Source organism: Pseudacidobacterium ailaaui, assembly GCF_000688455.1.
Taxonomy (GTDB): domain Bacteria; phylum Acidobacteriota; class Terriglobia; order Terriglobales; family Acidobacteriaceae; genus Pseudacidobacterium; species Pseudacidobacterium ailaaui.
In genome coordinates this window covers 2,386,447-2,403,047 of record NZ_JIAL01000001.1, presented here as the reverse complement: position 1 = coordinate 2,403,047, position 16,601 = coordinate 2,386,447, and the positions used below count along the sequence as shown (strand labels likewise).

Here is a 16,601-nt window from a genome sequence, read left to right as displayed (position 1 = left end):
CTCTTACCTCGCTACGGGAGTAGATTCGAGACGCTCCTGCATCCTCTCAAGAGAGACGCCTGCCGTCTCGGGATATAGAAACAGCACAAGGAAAAAATCCAACACCATCATGGCGGCAAAAAAGATGAATGGTACCGCTCCTGATGCCTTGGCAAAGATGGGAAAAACCAGCGAAATGATCGCATTCGATACCCAGTGCGCCGAGCTGCCCAGGCTTTGCCCCTTGGCCCGAACACGGTTCGGAAACACCTCGCTGATGTAGACCCACACCACCGCGCCATGAGAGACAGCAAAGAGCGCAATATAGATCATCAGTAGCCAGACCAGGAGATGCAGATGGCTGTGGGTTAAAAACAAGACGCCGATCGCAGTCAAACAGATGGCAAGTCCGACCGTTCCGCTCAACAGCAGCTTCTTGCGCCCGAACTTATCGATCACAGACATTGCAATCAGCGTAGCGGCAAGGTTCATCGCCCCTACTGCGACGGCCTGCAAGCTGCCGGAAATCTTGCTCGCCCCGGCCAGAGCAAAAATGTCATTCAGGTAATAGAGGACCGCGTTGATTCCGGTAAGCTGGCTGAAGGCACCCACGCTCAGCGCAAGAAAGACCGGCAGGCGGTACTTCCGCGACCACAGCGAATCTTCTCCGTCCTGCAATGCACCATGCAGCGAGTTGCGGATTTCCTCCAGCTCTTTCTGCGGGTCCTCTACACCGGTCAGCAGCAGCACGCTGTATGCTTCGTCCAGCCGCGACTGTGTTGTCAGCCAGCGCGGACTGCGTGGGATCAGGAACAGCATGATGAGAAACAACATTGCCGGAAGCCCGGAAACACCAAGCTGCCAGCGCCACTCCGTGCTTCCCAACTGCAGGGCTGCAATGGCGTAGTTGGACATGTAGGCAAGCAGGATGCCGACCACAATATTGACTTGAAAGAAGCCGACCAGCCTGCCTCTCCACTTTGGCGGAGACAGTTCGGCAATATACATCGGCCCCAATACGGACGAGCCTCCGATGGCCAGACCGCACAGGAAGCGGAAGACAATCAGCGACTCAATGTTCCACGCCAGCGCGCATCCCAGGGCTGAAATGACATAAAAGAGCGCCATGACGCGAAGGCTGTCCCTGCGTCCGTATTTCTGCCCGGGAATCCCAGCAGTGATGGCCCCAAGTACCGTACCCCACAGAGCGCTGGCCACCGTAAAGCCAAGCATTCCCGGAGAAAGATGGAACTGTGCCGTCAGTGCCTGCGTGGTCCCGGAGATGACAGCCGTATCAAAGCCAAAAAGCAGGCCGCCCAGCGCCCCCACCACTGTGCTTTTGATGACGTGCCGCGATAAGCTCATGCAAATAACCTGCCTGCGAACGAATTCTTCCTGGCCTTTTCAGCCAACCTGTACCTCTCCGCACAAATGCACGCGGATTCCCAAAGCATCCATCATGGCCGCTTTCACGGCGAGTGCCCTGGCGGCATCTTCTGCGCTGGGAGCATACACAAGGTTGACATGGTTCGCGCGGTGCCTGGCCATAAGTGCATCTCTGGACACGCCATCAAAAATGGCATTCACCAGCGGCCATTGAGGGGTGGTCTGCTCCCAGCGGCGTCTCGTCTCCTCTTCTGGAAGCAGGACCACCGAGCCTAGCCCCATGTCCACGTGCAGCGCGCCACCTTCTACAAAAACACGGCTCCAGACAATTCTTCCCGGCCTGCCGATTCCCTTCAGCGTCCCCCCGCCTAGTGGAAAATACATCGCTGGCTGACGGCTGCTGACCGCCCCTGCATATCCATGGACAAAGTGGTTGGCCGGAGCAGCGCCGGAAATCTGCAACACCCAGACAAATTCCTCTTTGCCATGGAGCAGATACGGCTCTCCCCAGCGGACATCGTGCAGGGTTGTGGAGGGATCAAGACCAAGCGCCCTCCAGCAGCGGCTGGTTACAACCGCGTCTACTCCTGCGCCTTCATCCACTTCATTAAAGTGCGGCAGAGGACCACCGGCATACAGCTCGCGTCCGGATTCATCAAAGACCGGCGGCCGGTCTGCATTATTCAGAAGCCCTTCTGCTAAATCAGAGGCCGCGACCATGTCCTTGAGCCCCTGCTGATACTGAATGCCAATCGCATCGCAGCCAAATTCATGCGCCATACGCGTAGCAGCAATGTACATCTTGCATTGCTCATGGATTTGTTCGTCCGTCAATTCTGTGAGCGGGTCTTTTCCGGTTTCAAACGTAACGCCTCGGTCATCCAGCCACTTGCGGACGGCAGATGCCTCGTTGTCGCCAATGGTACGCATCTTCGCTACCAGCGCTGACTGGCTCAGACGCTCTTTGAAAAAGCCGCAGGGGTTCAGCAGCTCGTCATCAATGATGGCGTTATACATGCCCATGCAGCCTTCATCAAAGACCCCCAGAATGACTTTCCTTTTCAGCAGTTCCTCTGCGAGCTTCCGCCCCAAGGCTGCAGGACCAGCAGGCAGCTTCTCCACATCCAGAGACCGCACATGTGACAGATCGTGTGTCACCCGGCCGGTTGTAATCCACTCATGCAGCTTGTTCAGAAACCACGGGTCCTCAAACCGCTCGCTCCACAATGTGCTGAATGGCTTGCCCGCCTTGACGAGTGAGCCATTCAGATTGAGCAGTCCCACCAGACCAGGCCACTGGCCTGACCAATTTGCCACAGTAAGAATCGGCCCCTGGTGGCTGCGCATTCCCGGCAGAACGTGGTGCGTGTACTGCCATGCCGCTGTTGCAAAGACGAGGTTTGCATCCGCCGGGATCTTTGCGAAGACATCCATCCCCATACGCTGGCTGGAAAGAAACCCGTGTCCGCGCTCCTTGTCTACAGGAAAAGCGCGTCGCAGCGCCACGCCTTCTTTCTGAAAGCATTCGGTCAGCCGAAGCTCAAGCTCTTCCTGGGCCGGCCAGCAGGTCTTGTTGGCGGACTCGCGAAGGTCTCCGCTTGTAATCAGCAACGCTTCTTTCATGGATCGGCTCGCAATACAGAGATCGAGATTTTTAAACCTTTAAATTTCTCGGCTATCAGACCATACCCTGTCAGACCATGTCAAGCGCCCGATTTACCTCCTGGAACGGCGGCCCTTTCCCCTGCCAGAAGGAAGCATGTAATTTTCAGTCGATTCACGAAGAACGAGCGTGGGAGAAACGCGCACCAGTACAGCCTCTTTCTTGAGCTTTCCTTCAATGCGGTCCATCAGAATGGTGGCGGCGCGCGCCCCCATCTCATAGCTGGGTTGCACCACGGTGGTGAGCCGCGGGTGGAAGGGACTGTCCAGCTTGATGTCATCAAACGTGGCCAGGGCCATGTCCTGCGGGCACTCGATTTCTGATTCTTCAAATGCCTTCAGGACGCCAATGGCCATGACTCCATTGCACACAAAGATTGCCGAGGGGCGCCGGGCCTGCTTTACGATCTGCTCGCCGAGCCTGTAGCCCGATTCATAACGAAAATCGCCCCGGTAGATCAGGCGAGGATCAATCGCAATTCCGGCCTCCTCCAATGCCTCTTCATAACCGCGCAGACGCTCCCGGCCTGTCTGCAAGTCTAATGCTCCGGTAATGATGGCAATCCGCTTATGCCCTTTCTGGATGAGGTGGCGGACGCATTCCCGCGCACCACGCACATTGTCCAGCAGGACCGCATCGGTCTTCATTCCCGGAACAGTCCGGTCGAGACAAACCACAGCCATGCCAGCATCCAGAGTACTTTTCAGATGAGAGATGTCCTTGCCGCTGGCAGACGCCAGAAGAATGCCATCCACGCGGTAGGCGCGCAGGGCAGCAACAATCCTCTTTTCCCTGCCGATCTGCTCGTCGGTATTTGCTGTCACCAGAAAATATCCGCGCTCAAATGCAGTGTCTTCCGCACCTCGAATGATCTCCGGAAAAAACGGATTGGTGATGTCCGGCAGGACCATGCCCAGCATCCGCGTCTGGCGGACTTTCAGGCTGCGGGCAATTTCATTCGGCGAATAGTTCAACTCACGGATGGCTGCCTGGACACGCGCAGTCAACTTGTCGCTGACCCGCCGGGTCCCGCGGATGACATTGGAAACTGTCGCGATTGAAACATTTGCCCGTTTTGCTACTTCAATAATGGTGGACATCGTTTTCTCAAAAGAGGATGGAAGACCACAGGGTTGATTTCCTTGAGATTATATCTTGCATGTTTAGGATTGAAACGATTAAATCATCAGGAGGGACCTTCCCCGGGACAAACGGCAAACCCATGCTTTTTCAAACAGCGACGCTGCTCTGCCTCCTATTACCTCTCTCGAATGCCGCCGCGGCTTTGCTTGAAAACCACCAGCATACGCTGCGCGTTGAGATACAAGGCACGGGACCGGATGCAGAGGAAACCATTTCCATAAAAACCGGCCATGGCTGGACGCCGGCCCTGTCGGTGACAGGCTCCTCGATGCTGATACATGCACAGGCCGGCGCACAGAGATGTGCCATCAAGACTGTTTTGCCAGTAGAGAACGGGCTTCTCGTGACCGGGAACTGCGGTCTCAGTGGCTTCGAGCAGCACATCATGCTCACTCCGGATGAAGACACCCTCGCCATATCGAGCAGGATTGCCTTGGGTCCTGGCGCCAGCCTCCGTTCCGTTGAAGACCGCTATCGCTTCGTGCCAGAGCGTCATTCTGATCAGACCGCACAGAAAGGGCCCCTGGATTTCGTCTGGTCACAAAATATCAAAAGCGAGGCCGATGACTTCATCCCGACGTATGGTTTTAAATCTCCCGCCGTCATGCTGCAACAGGGCGAAGTGTTCGTCGCACTGCTGCCCGACCTAAGCAGCCGAAAAACTGGACCTCTGGCACTCGATCTGGATGTGACCTCCGATACGCGGCCCTGGATTGCCTATGGGGCCATCCCCGCCCAGCCACATGGCCATAGCTATTTCCGAAGGGCACCGGAAGGCGGCCCGGCAGAGCTGGCCGGTTTCGTGGAGTACTCCTATGCGATCCTGGCATCAAGGCAACCAGAGAGACTGGGTTACCGGCGCGTGGTCCGCTGGCTATGGAGGCAATATGGCCATCCCGCTCTGCTGGATTCGCCAGACATGCAGCAGAATGTCATCCGTCCTGAGCTGGCTTCCTTTCGTTCGTGGCAGCAAGAAGCGTGGGTGCAGGATGCGAATCAAATCTATTCCAGTTTTGATTGCGACGGGAAGGTCTGCGGAACGCTCAAAAGCAACCGGAACGATTCTGGAGACTGGGCCCATTCAGAACCCGATGCATGGTTCAATGCCTGGTTCCAGACGCTTCGCACTGCCTATGGATGGTACATCTATGGCAAAGAAGCCCAGGACAGAGCGGTCCTGTCAAAAGCCGAGAGCATCTTGACCCTCGCCCTCTCCGCCCCCCAGAAAGACGGGGCCTTCCCGACCATCTATCTGGTCAAAAGCCATACATGGATTGCCGATGACGGATGGGCCGGATATCAGAATGATTACCATGCCTTCTGCATGTCCTGGACGGCATACTGGATACTGCGCTGGGCCGAAGACCTGGTCCCGCGGCGAAAGCCTGAGATATTCCGTTTTTTAAGGCCCTATGCTGATTTTCTACTGCGCCAGCAGTTGCCCAGCGGCGTGGTCCCTTCATGGTATGAACTGTCTTCCCTCCGGCCGCGTCCAGAGTTCCGCGACTTCAATGCAGAGACCGTGGTGTCCGCGCTGTTTCTGGCCTCGTTTGGGGCCGTCACCGGAGAGCGCAAATACATTTCTGCGGCAGAACGCGCGATGGATTTCATCACAGAACGGGTGGTCCCGCGGCAAAGATGGTACGATTTTGAAACATTTCTTTCCTGCGCAAGAAAAAACTACGACTTTTATGACCCCTGGACAGCGCAGTTTCCGCAAAACAACCTCGCGGAAATTCAGGCGCCTGAGGCATGGCTGGCCCTATATCACGCCACTAACCGGCGCGAAGATCTGGACAATGGCGTGAAGGCCCTGGATTATCTGCTGCTGACGCAGCAGGTCTGGAGCAATCCTCTGTTTTCTCCGAAGCTGCTGGGGGGTTTTACCACTCAGAATACAGACGCCGAGTGGAGTGATGCCCGCCAGGGCTATGCCGCCGTGGTCCTGTTTGATTACTACCGCGCAACCGGTGACTTTGAATACCTGGAGCGCGCTGTGGCCGCGGCGCGGGCGTCCTTTGCCGTCGCTCCGTGGGAGAACTGGGCGCATACCGGATATAAGGACGAACCGGGGGCGCTGACAGGGTTCCACTGGGGGACAGGCAGCGCGATGACTTCGATTGAGATCATGGCCCCTCTCCTAGGCGACGCATACATTGATCTGAAAAGCAGCAGAGGTGTCGGTTTTGATGAATGTACGGTCCGCAATGTCCGTGTCTCCAATGGAACGATTGCATTCGACCTTGAATCGTCCGCGCAGCTGCGGACCTTCCTTGTCCACTTTGCAGGGGTAGACCCGGCTCGGCAATACAGCATTTCCTGGAACGGTCGTCCAGCGCACACCGTATCGGGCAAAGAACTGCAATCACACGGCTACCGAGTTGGGCCGGTCCACTCCTGGAGTTGATGCATGTTGAAAGGTATTTCGCCTTTTCTCGGTCCGGAATTGCTGAAAACACTATGCGAAATGGGGCATGGCGATGAACTGCTGCTTGCCGATGCGCACTTTCCGGGTCACAGTTTGGGAATGCGCGTCCTGCGCGCCGATGGCCTGAACATCTGTCAAATACTGGCAGCGATCCTTCCCCTGTTTGAACTCGACCGCAGCAGCACCGCGCTCATCATGATGGAGCCGGATACAGGCGATTCACCGGACGCGACCGTGGAGTCTGACTATCTGGCTGAGGTACGCAGGTACTCGCCGGAAATTTCTCGGCCCATGCGGCTGGCGCGAAAGGAGTTTTATGAGCGCGCGAAGTCCGCATACGCTGTTCTGATGACGGGCGAACTTCGCGCTTATGGCAATCTCATTCTTCGCAAAGGCGTGACGCCAGTTCCTGGCAGAGAGGCGTCCTACTCGCTGTAGTGCAGCAGGCTAAAGACATCGTAGTCTTTGAACTTCTCTCGGCCCTTCAGAAAATCGAGCTCCACGGCAAAACCCAGTCCAGCAATGTGGCCACCGATCTGTTGCACCAGCTTGACTGTGGCTTCCATGGTCCCGCCGGTTGCCAGCAGGTCATCTACAATCACAACATTCTGGCCCGGCTCAATGGCATCAAGGTGGATTTCCAGCGAGTCGCTGCCATATTCAAGATCATAGGTAACGCGGGCCACCTGCGCGGGGAGCTTTTTCGGTTTACGGACGGGAACGAATCCCGCATTCAGCCGATAGGCCAGCGCGGGCCCAAAGATGAAGCCGCGGGCCTCAATTCCCAGGACCAGGTCCACTTCTTTGCCGATATAGTGCGCAGCCAGCGCATCAATCAGCTGTGCAAACCCGATCTTGTCTTTCAGCAGCGTCGTAATGTCATAGAAGAGGATCCCCGGCTTGGGGAAGTCGGGCACAGTGCGAACGAGGGCCTTCAACGGCTCACAATCAAGAGTATGGCTCATGCTGGTTTTACCAGGCTCCTTCAATCTGAAATGGTCCCAGTCCTTCGGCTTCTGATTCGTCGAGTTCATGTTCGATCACGGCGTCCACCCGGCTGCCGCGCGAGCCTTTCTGAAGGGCATCGCGCAGCACGGCCAGATCTTCTGCTGCGCCTGCGGCAACCACCTCGACGTGGCCATCTTCGGTGTTGCGCACCCACCCTCGCAGGTCTAGCGAGGCAGCTTCGCGATGCACATACCAGCGAAACCCTACTCCCTGTACCCGGCCTTTGACGAGGTAATGACGGACCATACGCGATTTTGATGAGACCGATGCCAGTTTTTCAGATGCCGCGCCGGCGCGCAAGCGTTCTGCTCCCTTCGTTGCCATTGGCGCATCTAAATGACATCCTGTTAACCATGCCAGTCGCCCTTGATTTCTTTGTCAAATACGGCTACCTCATCCTGTTCTTGTGGGTGCTGGCAGAGCAGCTCGGCGTTCCTGTTCCCAGCGCGCCTCTTCTGATTACGACAGGCACCCTGACGGCAACGCATCGCCTGCACCTTGTACTCTCTCTGGGAGTGGTTGTCGCTGCCTGCCTCTTCAGCGATGTCCTCTGGTATTCCATGGGCAAGCGGTTTGGGGGGGCGGTCGTGCGACTGCTGTGCCGTCTGTCCATGGAGAGCAATACCTGTGTGAAAAAGACCGAAAGCTATTTCTCGCGCAATGGCGCTCGGGCGCTTCTTCTGGCCAAATTCGTTCCTGGTCTCAGCACCGTAGCGGCCCCCATTGCCGGTCAGACAGGCATGGCCATGCGTTCTTTCCTTCTGTATGACGCAGCAGGCTCGCTTTTATGGGCACTCACCTTCATTCTTGGGGGGCGCTTTTTCGGGGACTTTCTGAAGCACCACTCCAGCGTTTTCCCCAGCGTGAGCCACACGGCAGGCGTGCTTTTTGTCCTGCTGCTGGTCGGGTTTCTGATCTATAGGTTCTTCCGGCAGCGCGCTTTCCTCAAGGAAATGAGGGCCGCACGGGTAGATCCTGCTGAACTGAAAGAAATGCTGGAGCAAAACCAGCAAGTGTATGTCGTGGACCTGCGGCACCCACTGGATTACCTGCCGGACCCGCGCACGATTCCAGGCGCCGTCATGCTGACGCCCGACAAGCTGGTGCAAAAAACCGCCGACATCCCGCGGGATCGCGATGTGGTTTTGTTCTGCACCTGCCCCAGCGAAGCAACTGCGGCCAGAATGGCACTCACCTTGCGCAAAGCAGGAATCTATCGGGTGCGCCCTCTGCGTGGGGGCTTCGATGAATGGAAGCGCCTGGGTTATCCCTTACAGCAAATCCACCCGGCAGAACGGGATGGCCCCGTTCCGCAGCAGCAGGGGATCATCAGCTAGATTTTTCAGGCCGGAAGGCCCGTGCCGCCAGCGCCGAAATCCACCTTCTCGGCAAAAAACGCTCCATAACAACCATGGCCCTTCCGGCGCGATAAGGAATCACCCAGTGTTTTCCGTCGATGAGCCCCTCCAACCCCATCCGGGCCACCTCTTCGGCGGACTGGCGCCCGCGTCCAAACTGATTGCGTGTTCCTGCAATCTCATGGAATTCCGATTCCGTTGGGCCGGGGCAGAGTGCGCTGACCTTGACTCCATATTCGCAGGCCTCATACGCCAGCGCTTCAGCCAGAAAGCGATCAAAGACCTTTGTTGCCGCATAGGTGCTCATATACGGAACTGGCTGGTAAGAAGCCGTGGACGAGACGATCATGATATACCCTCGTCGACGCTCCATCATCCTGGGCAGAAACAGCCGCGTCAGATGGACCACCGCCGTACAGTTGACTTCTACCATGGTCCGCTGCCAGGCGGCATCGCCTTTTACAAATTCGCCGTAGTACCCAAACCCGGCATTGTTCACGAGGATTTCCACCGGAAGCCCCGCCCCCTCAGTAGCAGCCAACAGCTCCTCAGGGGCAGCCGGCTCGGCCAGGTCCGCAGGTATGGTAAGCGTTTGAACACCATGATCCTTTTCCAGACCTAAGGCCAACGCTTCCAGGCGGTCTCTACGCCGGGCCGTCAGTACCAGGTTTGCTCCCGCCTCTGCCAGCTGCTTCGCAAGCGCCAGCCCGATTCCAGCGCTGGCGCCGGTCACCAGCGCCCATTTGCCCTGGCATACGCCACGAAGCCTCTTTTCGTTCTGCATCTACGTTTCTTCCACGATCCTCATGGTTTGCGGTTTCCCAGGCGTCCAGTCCCTCGCCGATCGAAAGCGCAGCTAGGTTTGCAGCACAGGGGCCGGCTCAAACTCTTCCCCGATCCACCGCGTAAATGCATCCAGGCTCTGCTCTCTGCCCAGAAATTGCCGGACAATTTCTTTCCCAGGGACCGACCCGCCTGGCTCCAGAACCGTTTTGCGATAACGCATGGCCGCCGGATCTTCCAGCAGATGGCTGCGGTCAAACTGGCTGAAGAAATCCAGTGCAATCACCTTGTCATACAGGTAGGTGTAGTAGTTCGAGGAATACCCCGTAAGGTGGGTGAAGCTGGCATACATCCGGTTTCCATCAATCCACGTATAGGGAAGAAACTTCGTGTAATCGGCCTGCAAAAGCACATCCAGATTCAACGTCGCAGGATCATCGTAGTGCGTGTCAAACGAATATGTGGTGTAGAAGAGCTGGGTGCGCACCCAGTCTGCGCGTCCAAAGGCCCCGGCGCGGTTCATTTTGGCGACCAGCTCTGCCGGAATCGCCTCGTCGGTCTGAAAATGCCTGGCAAAAGTCGCCAGCAATTTTGCGTCACGGAAAAATTCCTCCAGCATCTGCGAAGGCACTTCCACAAAATCGTCCTCGGTAGCAATGCCGCTGATGCCCGCCCACTTCTGCTGTCCGCCCAGTAAGGCGTGCATCAGATGGCCGAATTCATGAAAGAAAGTCACCACGTCGGAGTACTGCAACAGCGCCGGATTCCCTTGCTTCGGCTCAGGGAAATTGCACACCAGCGCTGCTTCGGGCAACTGTCTGCCTGCGATGCCGGGTATCAGCGGATGGGCGCTGAACCACTTGTCCTTGCCCTCGCGCGGATGCATGTCAAGGTAAAACCGCCCGATGCGCTGCTCCCCGTCAAAGACCTCCCATGCTCCCACCGAGGGGTGCCAGACTTCGACATCCTCGGCCGGACGAAAGCTGACCCGGAAGAGCTTCTGCGCCGTTTCGAGGACCCCCTTTTCCACTCGTTCATAGGGGAAGTAGGGCCTCACCGTCTGCGAATCGAAGTCATAGGCCGCACGACGATATTGCTCATACCAATACGAGCGACTATCGGCATCGATGGCTACCAGCCTGGGTTCGCGCTGCCGCGCAAACGCAAGGACCGCTGCATACTCCCGCTCCGCCCCGGGTTTGGTCGCCTTGTCCAGATCATCGAGGAACGCCCGCAGATTCTGTGCCGATTCCATCATCTGGTCGGCAGTCGCCAGATCGGCCCAGGTCTCAAATCCCAGCAGATTGGCAATTTCCCGCCGCGTCTTCAGCAGGTCCAGCAGGACGCCTTCGTTTGCCGGATACGCCCGGGTATTGTAGGCCAGAAACATGCGTAGACGCAGTTTCGGATTGCTGGCAAAAGTCATCACCGGAAGATAATCGGGAAAATCCGTCGTCAGCGTAATCTGGCCGTGTTCGTCTGCAGGATGGCTGGCAAGAAAGTCCTCCGGCAGACCTTCCAGTTCAGACCTGTCCTCGACGACAACTTTATTGACGTTTTCCTGCACATTGCGGCGAAAGGCCAGCGACAGCCGTGTGGCTTTCTCGTGCAGGTCCTTTAGTCTGGATCGGGTTGCCTCGTCCTTGTCCACTCCGGCCAGGCGGTATTGGAGCAGCGTCCGCTCCACATAATGCCGGGTACCCCCGTCCATGCCGGAGAGGTCCAGCCCGCGCAGGGCGCGATAAACATCCTGGTTCAAGGCCAAAAGCGTGGCCGCCTCAGCCAGTTTCTCAAGAAGCTCCTGTGCCTTGTCCCGGACCTTCTTCTCCGGATGCACGCTGTTCAGCAGTGCCGTCAGGGAGCGCGCCGTGCTCAGTTCGGCAACGGCGTTATCATAAAAAACCAGAGTATTTTCCACCGTCCGCGGGCCGGAAACGGCCGTCAACTGCTGCAAAGCATGGTGGTGTCTTTCGAGCGCCGCCTCAACCCAGCTCTCCAGACCCGACTCATCCGCCGCGCCCTCCCAGGGACGGGTCATGTTTGTTTCCCACATAGATACAGATTCAGACACAAAAATTTTCCTCAAATCCTTAGATTCAGGTTAGCCTAGCTTTTGACTTCGCGCGTATGGCGCGGAGTGTCTGGAAAGAAATTCCAGGTTGGCATATAAGGTTAGAATGCGCCACAGGCGCGTTTTCCCTTACGGGTCGGCAAGATTTGCACTGATTTCCAATGAACCAGACCATTCCAGTAGTTTCGCCCCAGTTTATCCGGTCACGCATCGGAAAGGTGTGTGTGGCCATCATCGGATCTACCCCAGCCGAAATGCTTGAAAAGGCACAGGAAACCATTCGTGAGAACACCTTTCTTGAGTTCCGCCTGGATTACCTGGACAAACCACTGGCTGCCATTCCAAAACTCAGGCAGTTTCTGGCCGACCGTGCCGACGTTACGGCCATCGCCACCTGTCGCCGTGCGGCCGCCGGCGGCAAGTTCAAGGGCAAAATTGCCGAGGAGCTTGAGGTCCTGAACAAGGCCGCGGCAGCTGGCTTCCATCTGGTGGATGTGGAATTACAGACCGCAGAGAACGTCAAAGAGGCTGAGCTGGAAAAGCTGCGCGCGCGCGGGGCCGCCATCATCATCTCATGGCACGACTTTACCGCTACCAAAGACCTCGATGGCATCTTCGAGCGCATCCGTCCCTTTGATCCGGACTTTGTCAAAATCGTTTCCACGGCCAAAAACCTTTCTGACAACGTCACAATGATGCACTTCCTCGAACGCACCCGCGACATGGCCAACATGATTGGCATCTGTATGGGCGACCAGGGCATCATCAGCCGTGTCCTCGCCATCCGCGCGGGCAGCGTCTTCACTTTTGCTGCCGCCACCCCCGGAGAAGAAACCGGTCCCGGCCAGATTGCCGCCCGCACCCTGCGGGAAACCTACCGAATTGACCAGATTGACGCTGCAACCCGGGTCTATGGCGTGGCGGGAAACCCCATCAAGCACTCGCTTTCACCGTTGATGCTCAACACGGCCTTCCGCCGCGAGACCGTCAACGCCGTCTTCCTCGCCCTTCAGGCTACAAAACTCAAAGACCTGCTTACGCTGGTACGTGAAGTCCCCATCCACGGGCTGGCCGTCACCATGCCTCTGAAAGAGGAAATTCTGGAGTATCTGGAAAAGACCGACGCGATTTCAGAGAAAATTGGCGCCTGCAACACCGTAGTTCGTGCTCAGGACGGCAAACTCTACGGCTTCAATACAGACGTTGCCGCAGTCGTCCGCCCCCTGGAACGCCGCCTGCAGCTCAATGGGGCCAAGGTCCTGGTGCTGGGCGCTGGTGGAGCTGCCCGCGCCGCCGTCTTCGGCCTGAAAGAAAAAGGGGCCGAGGTCTTCATCCTGAACCGCACCGCAGCTGACGGCCAGAAGCTTGCCCGTCAGGCCAAGGCCCGTACCTTCCGCCGGGACCAGCTGGCCAAAACGCAGTTTGACGTCATCATCAATGCAACTCCTGTAGGGATGCAGGGGGTAAAGCCAAACCACATTCTGGAACCAAAGGAAATCAACGCCCGCCTGGTCTTCGATATGGTATACAACCCCATCGAAACGCCGCTGCTACGCATGGCCCGCGAAAAAGGCGTCCCTGTTGTGACCGGAGTCGAGATGTTCGTCCACCAGGGCGCCCGCCAGTTTGAAATCTGGACCGGAAAACCGGCCCCGGAAGAAGAAATGTTCCGGGTGGTTGTCCACGCCTTGCGGCAGCGTTCAGAAGAAGCCGCAAAAACAGGGAAAGCTTAAGCAAAGGGCATGGCGTCCCTCGTCATGCCCCCCGTTCTCCACTTTCGCGTATGATCGCCGGCCATCGGATGATGCAGCCAGCCCCGTGGCCATTATCGCCAGTAGTGATAATAGTAGAACCCCGGCCCGTAATAATAGGGATACGGGTAGTAGTAGGGATAAGGATAGGGCGCTGCCACATAGACTGGGCGGCGCACCAGCCTCGGCTGCCGGGGCCCGGCTGCCGAGGCAGCAAGACGCTGGGCTTCCTGTTGTGACACAGGTGTGACTGTCACCGGGCTGGCCAGATGGAAGTCCAATAAGGCCTCGGGCGGAATCACCACTTGCGGGCCTTTCGTTGCAGCCGAGGCCGCCATCCCGGTAGCACCACCCGCTACAGCACCGATGGCAGCGCCCGGACCGCCGCCTGCAATGGCGCCGATAATGGCGCCCAGGGCCGCTCCGCCAGCAGTATTGCCAGCTGAATAACCGGCTTTGCTGGGGGCCTCGCCCTTCCATGCGTCCGTCATCAGGGGATACGTCTGCCCGCCAAGCTGAAGCTGCGTAATCTGCAACTGAAGTCCCGACTTGCCCGCAAGGTCGCCCGACTTTTGCACGTTCACGACCTGCCCAGTCACTACCGCTCCCCGCGGGATCGCCAGCACATTGCCTGAATAAATATCATTGGCCACCGTCGCCTGGAACATGGAGCCAATCTGCAGCTGGCGCGCGTCCAGCGGCTCGCTGGTACGCACGGTCAGCAGCGTCCCGGCAGGAATCGTCACCGGTGCCATGGCCTGTTCGGCAGACAGACCGTTCTGATTGTCCTGGGCCTGATCAGGCTGGGAAACGCCCTGGTTGTATGGCGGAGGCGGAGGCACCTGGTCCTCCTGGCTCGGCTGTGCCGGGGCCTGTGTCTGCGGTGCGGGTGTGCTGCTTACGGTAAGGTTGTTTGTGACGGACCGGACGCCGGTGACCCGGGAGGCCAGGTCTTCGGCCAACTGCCTGGAAGCGTTGTCCCGCACCGTTCCGGAGAGCGTAACATCTCCATTGATGGTTGCAGCCGTAATGCTCTGCCCCTGAAGCTGGGGCGCACTGGTCAGCGCATTGCTAACGTCGGATTGAATGTCCGCATCTGTACGGACCGACTGTGCCAGGGCTGCCGGGGCAGAAACAGACAAGCCTGCCGCACCAAAAGCAAACATCAGGGAAACGGCCAAAATCTGCAACTTCTTCATCGCAACAACCTCGAAAGCAGCGCGGAACGTGGCCACTTTCTTCTGGATAGACGTTGGCTTTATTTCCGCGTCACTTGTAAAAACACATTTGCCAGGAAAAAGTTACGGCAGGGACGGCGCAGCGGCCCAAATCCAATGCAGGGGAAGGTGAAAGCCTGCCTTCCCCTTTCCCATGCGCGATTTATCCCTTCAGTTTTTGGTAGCGCGCAATCAGCGCACTGGTTGAGCTGTCGTGCTTGCCCTCTCCCTTGCCCTCTAGCTCAGAGATGATGTTTTTAGCCAGCACCTTGCCCAGTTCCACACCCCACTGGTCAAAGGAATTGATCTGCCAGATAACACCCTGAGTAAAGACACTGTGCTCATAGAGGGCCACAAGTTTGCCCAATGCTTCCGGCGTAAGCTTTTCCAGCAGAAGCGTGTTCGACGGACGGTTGCCCTCAAAGACGCGGTGCGGGACCAGCCAGTCCGGAGTACCCTCGGCCTTCACCTGTTCCGGCGTCTTGCCAAAGGCCAGCGCCTCACCTTGCGCAAAGACATTGGCCATCAGAAGGTCATGGTGGTTGCCCAGCGGATTCAGCGTTTTGGCAAAACCAAGAAAATCACACGGAATCAGATGGGTTCCCTGATGGATGAGCTGGTAGAACGAATGCTGTCCATTGGTCCCCGGCTCACCCCAGAAGATGGCCCCCGTCTGGTAGTCCACGCGCGCGCCGCCCAGTGTCACCGATTTTCCGTTGCTCTCCATGGTGAGCTGCTGCAGGTAGGCGGGAAATCGCTTCAGATATTGATCATAGGGCAGCACGGCCACTGTTTCTGCACCGAAGAAGTCTGCATACCACACCGTCAGCAGGCCCATCAGCACCGGCAGGTTCTTCTCAAAAGGAGCAGTGCGGAAGTGCTCGTCCATCTCACGGAATCCGGCCAGCATCTTCCTGAAGTTGTCCGGACCGATGGCCAGCATCGTCGAAAGTCCAATGGCCGAATCCATCGAATAACGCCCGCCGACCCAGTCCCAGAAGCCGAACATGTTGGCCGTATCAATGCCAAACTTTGACACTTCGGCGGCATTGGTGGAAACCGCAACAAAGTGCTTGGCCACCGCCTTGGGATCGCCCAGCTTCTTCAGGCTCCACTCGCGGGCCGTCTGCGCGTTGGTCATGGTTTCTAGCGTGGTGAAGGTCTTCGAAGAGATAATGAAAAGCGTCTCTTCCGGGTCCAGGTCGATCGTGGCTTCCGCAAAATCCGTTCCGTCCACATTGGAGACAAAGCGAAAGACCATGTCGCGGCGGCTGTAATGACGCAGCGCCTCATAGGCCATCACCGGACCAAGGTCCGAACCGCCGATCCCGATATTGACAACATTACGGATGCGCTTGCCCGTAAAGCCCTTCCATTCGCCGCTGCGTACACGATCAGAAAACGCCGCCATGCGGTCAAGTACCTCATGCACTTCAGGAACCACGTTCCTTCCATCAACCTGGATGTCGGCCCCTCGGGGCGCGCGCAGCGCAGTGTGCAGCACAGCGCGGTTTTCTGTCACATTGATCTTGTCTCCGCGGAACATGGCATCGATGTGCTGGCGCAGGCCGCTCTCTTCAGCCAGTTGCAGCAGCAGGCGCAGCGTTTCTTCCGTGATGCGGTTTTTCGAGTAATCCAGGTAAATGCCGACGGCTTCTAAAGAAAAGCGCTCGCCGCGTTTGGGGTCCTCGGCAAACAGGGTGCGCAGAGAAAGGTCTTTGACCTGCTGATAGTGTGATTCCAGTGCCTTCCACGCAGTAAGCTGCGTCAGCGGAGCGGACGGGACTTGAGTGGCCATATGGCTTCCTTTCTTT

At 57.5% G+C, this 16,601-nt stretch carries 13 protein-coding genes; 4 read left to right on the top strand and 9 right to left on the bottom strand.

What is annotated here, in order from left to right:
* Positions 1-3 precede the first annotated feature (3 nt).
* From N655_RS0110685 to N655_RS18435, 3 genes are all read right to left on the bottom strand, one after another.
* Positions 4-1,344: a sugar porter family MFS transporter gene (locus tag N655_RS0110685; protein WP_026442988.1), complete on the bottom strand. Its 1,341-nt coding sequence runs from the start codon at positions 1,342-1,344 to the stop codon at positions 4-6.
* Between the two features lie 39 nt (positions 1,345-1,383).
* Positions 1,384-2,988 (bottom strand): fucose isomerase, encoded by a 1,605-nt coding sequence (locus N655_RS0110680; protein WP_044934466.1) that lies wholly within the window; start codon positions 2,986-2,988, stop codon positions 1,384-1,386.
* 93 nt (positions 2,989-3,081) lie between these two features.
* Positions 3,082-4,128, bottom strand: a complete 1,047-nt coding sequence (locus N655_RS18435; RefSeq protein WP_044934463.1) for a LacI family DNA-binding transcriptional regulator — start codon at positions 4,126-4,128, stop codon at positions 3,082-3,084.
* A 59-nt stretch (positions 4,129-4,187) separates the two neighbouring features.
* Here N655_RS18435 and N655_RS18430 point away from each other — a divergent pair, with 59 nt between their 5' ends.
* Positions 4,188-6,578 carry a YyaL domain-containing protein gene (locus tag N655_RS18430; protein WP_155987570.1) on the top strand — a complete coding sequence of 797 codons (2,391 nt, stop codon included), beginning with the start codon at positions 4,188-4,190 and terminating at the stop codon, positions 6,576-6,578.
* A 3-nt stretch (positions 6,579-6,581) separates the two neighbouring features.
* Positions 6,582-7,037 carry an L-fucose mutarotase gene (gene fucU / locus N655_RS0110665; RefSeq protein ID WP_026442986.1) on the top strand — a complete coding sequence of 152 codons (456 nt, stop codon included), beginning with the start codon at positions 6,582-6,584 and terminating at the stop codon, positions 7,035-7,037.
* Here fucU and N655_RS0110660 read toward each other — a convergent pair.
* Positions 7,025-7,564: an adenine phosphoribosyltransferase gene (locus N655_RS0110660; RefSeq protein WP_026442985.1), complete on the bottom strand. Its 540-nt coding sequence runs from the start codon at positions 7,562-7,564 to the stop codon at positions 7,025-7,027. The genes fucU and N655_RS0110660 overlap by 13 nt on opposite strands.
* Before the next feature lie 7 nt (positions 7,565-7,571).
* Entirely contained in the window at positions 7,572-7,853 is a 282-nt protein-coding gene (locus N655_RS0110655; RefSeq protein ID WP_026442984.1) for an acylphosphatase, read from the bottom strand.
* A 107-nt stretch (positions 7,854-7,960) separates the two neighbouring features.
* Between N655_RS0110655 and N655_RS18425 the strand changes: the two genes are divergently transcribed.
* Positions 7,961-8,944 carry a VTT domain-containing protein gene (locus tag N655_RS18425; RefSeq protein ID WP_044935744.1) on the top strand — a complete coding sequence of 328 codons (984 nt, stop codon included), beginning with the start codon at positions 7,961-7,963 and terminating at the stop codon, positions 8,942-8,944.
* Here the strand turns inward: N655_RS18425 and N655_RS0110645 are convergent.
* Positions 8,937-9,749 (bottom strand): SDR family NAD(P)-dependent oxidoreductase, encoded by an 813-nt coding sequence (locus tag N655_RS0110645; protein ID WP_044934459.1) that lies wholly within the window; start codon positions 9,747-9,749, stop codon positions 8,937-8,939. The genes N655_RS18425 and N655_RS0110645 overlap by 8 nt on opposite strands.
* A gap of 72 nt (positions 9,750-9,821) precedes the next feature.
* Positions 9,822-11,819, bottom strand: coding sequence for a M3 family metallopeptidase (locus tag N655_RS18420; RefSeq protein WP_238324679.1), 1,998 nt, complete (start codon positions 11,817-11,819; stop codon positions 9,822-9,824).
* 161 nt (positions 11,820-11,980) lie between these two features.
* Here N655_RS18420 and aroE point away from each other — a divergent pair, with 161 nt between their 5' ends.
* A complete protein-coding gene (gene aroE / locus N655_RS18415) occupies positions 11,981-13,552 on the top strand; it encodes a shikimate dehydrogenase (RefSeq protein ID WP_044934455.1) in 1,572 nt (523 codons plus the stop codon).
* Between the two features lie 92 nt (positions 13,553-13,644).
* Here aroE and N655_RS19900 read toward each other — a convergent pair whose 3' ends face one another.
* Together N655_RS19900 and pgi are read right to left on the bottom strand one after the other, a co-directional pair.
* Positions 13,645-14,805, bottom strand: coding sequence for a BON domain-containing protein (locus N655_RS19900; RefSeq protein ID WP_049961377.1), 1,161 nt, complete (start codon positions 14,803-14,805; stop codon positions 13,645-13,647).
* Between the two features lie 145 nt (positions 14,806-14,950).
* Complete coding sequence (gene pgi, locus N655_RS0110625; protein ID WP_026442982.1) at positions 14,951-16,585, bottom strand: glucose-6-phosphate isomerase; 1,635 nt, start codon at positions 16,583-16,585, stop codon at positions 14,951-14,953.
* Positions 16,586-16,601 lie beyond the last annotated feature (16 nt).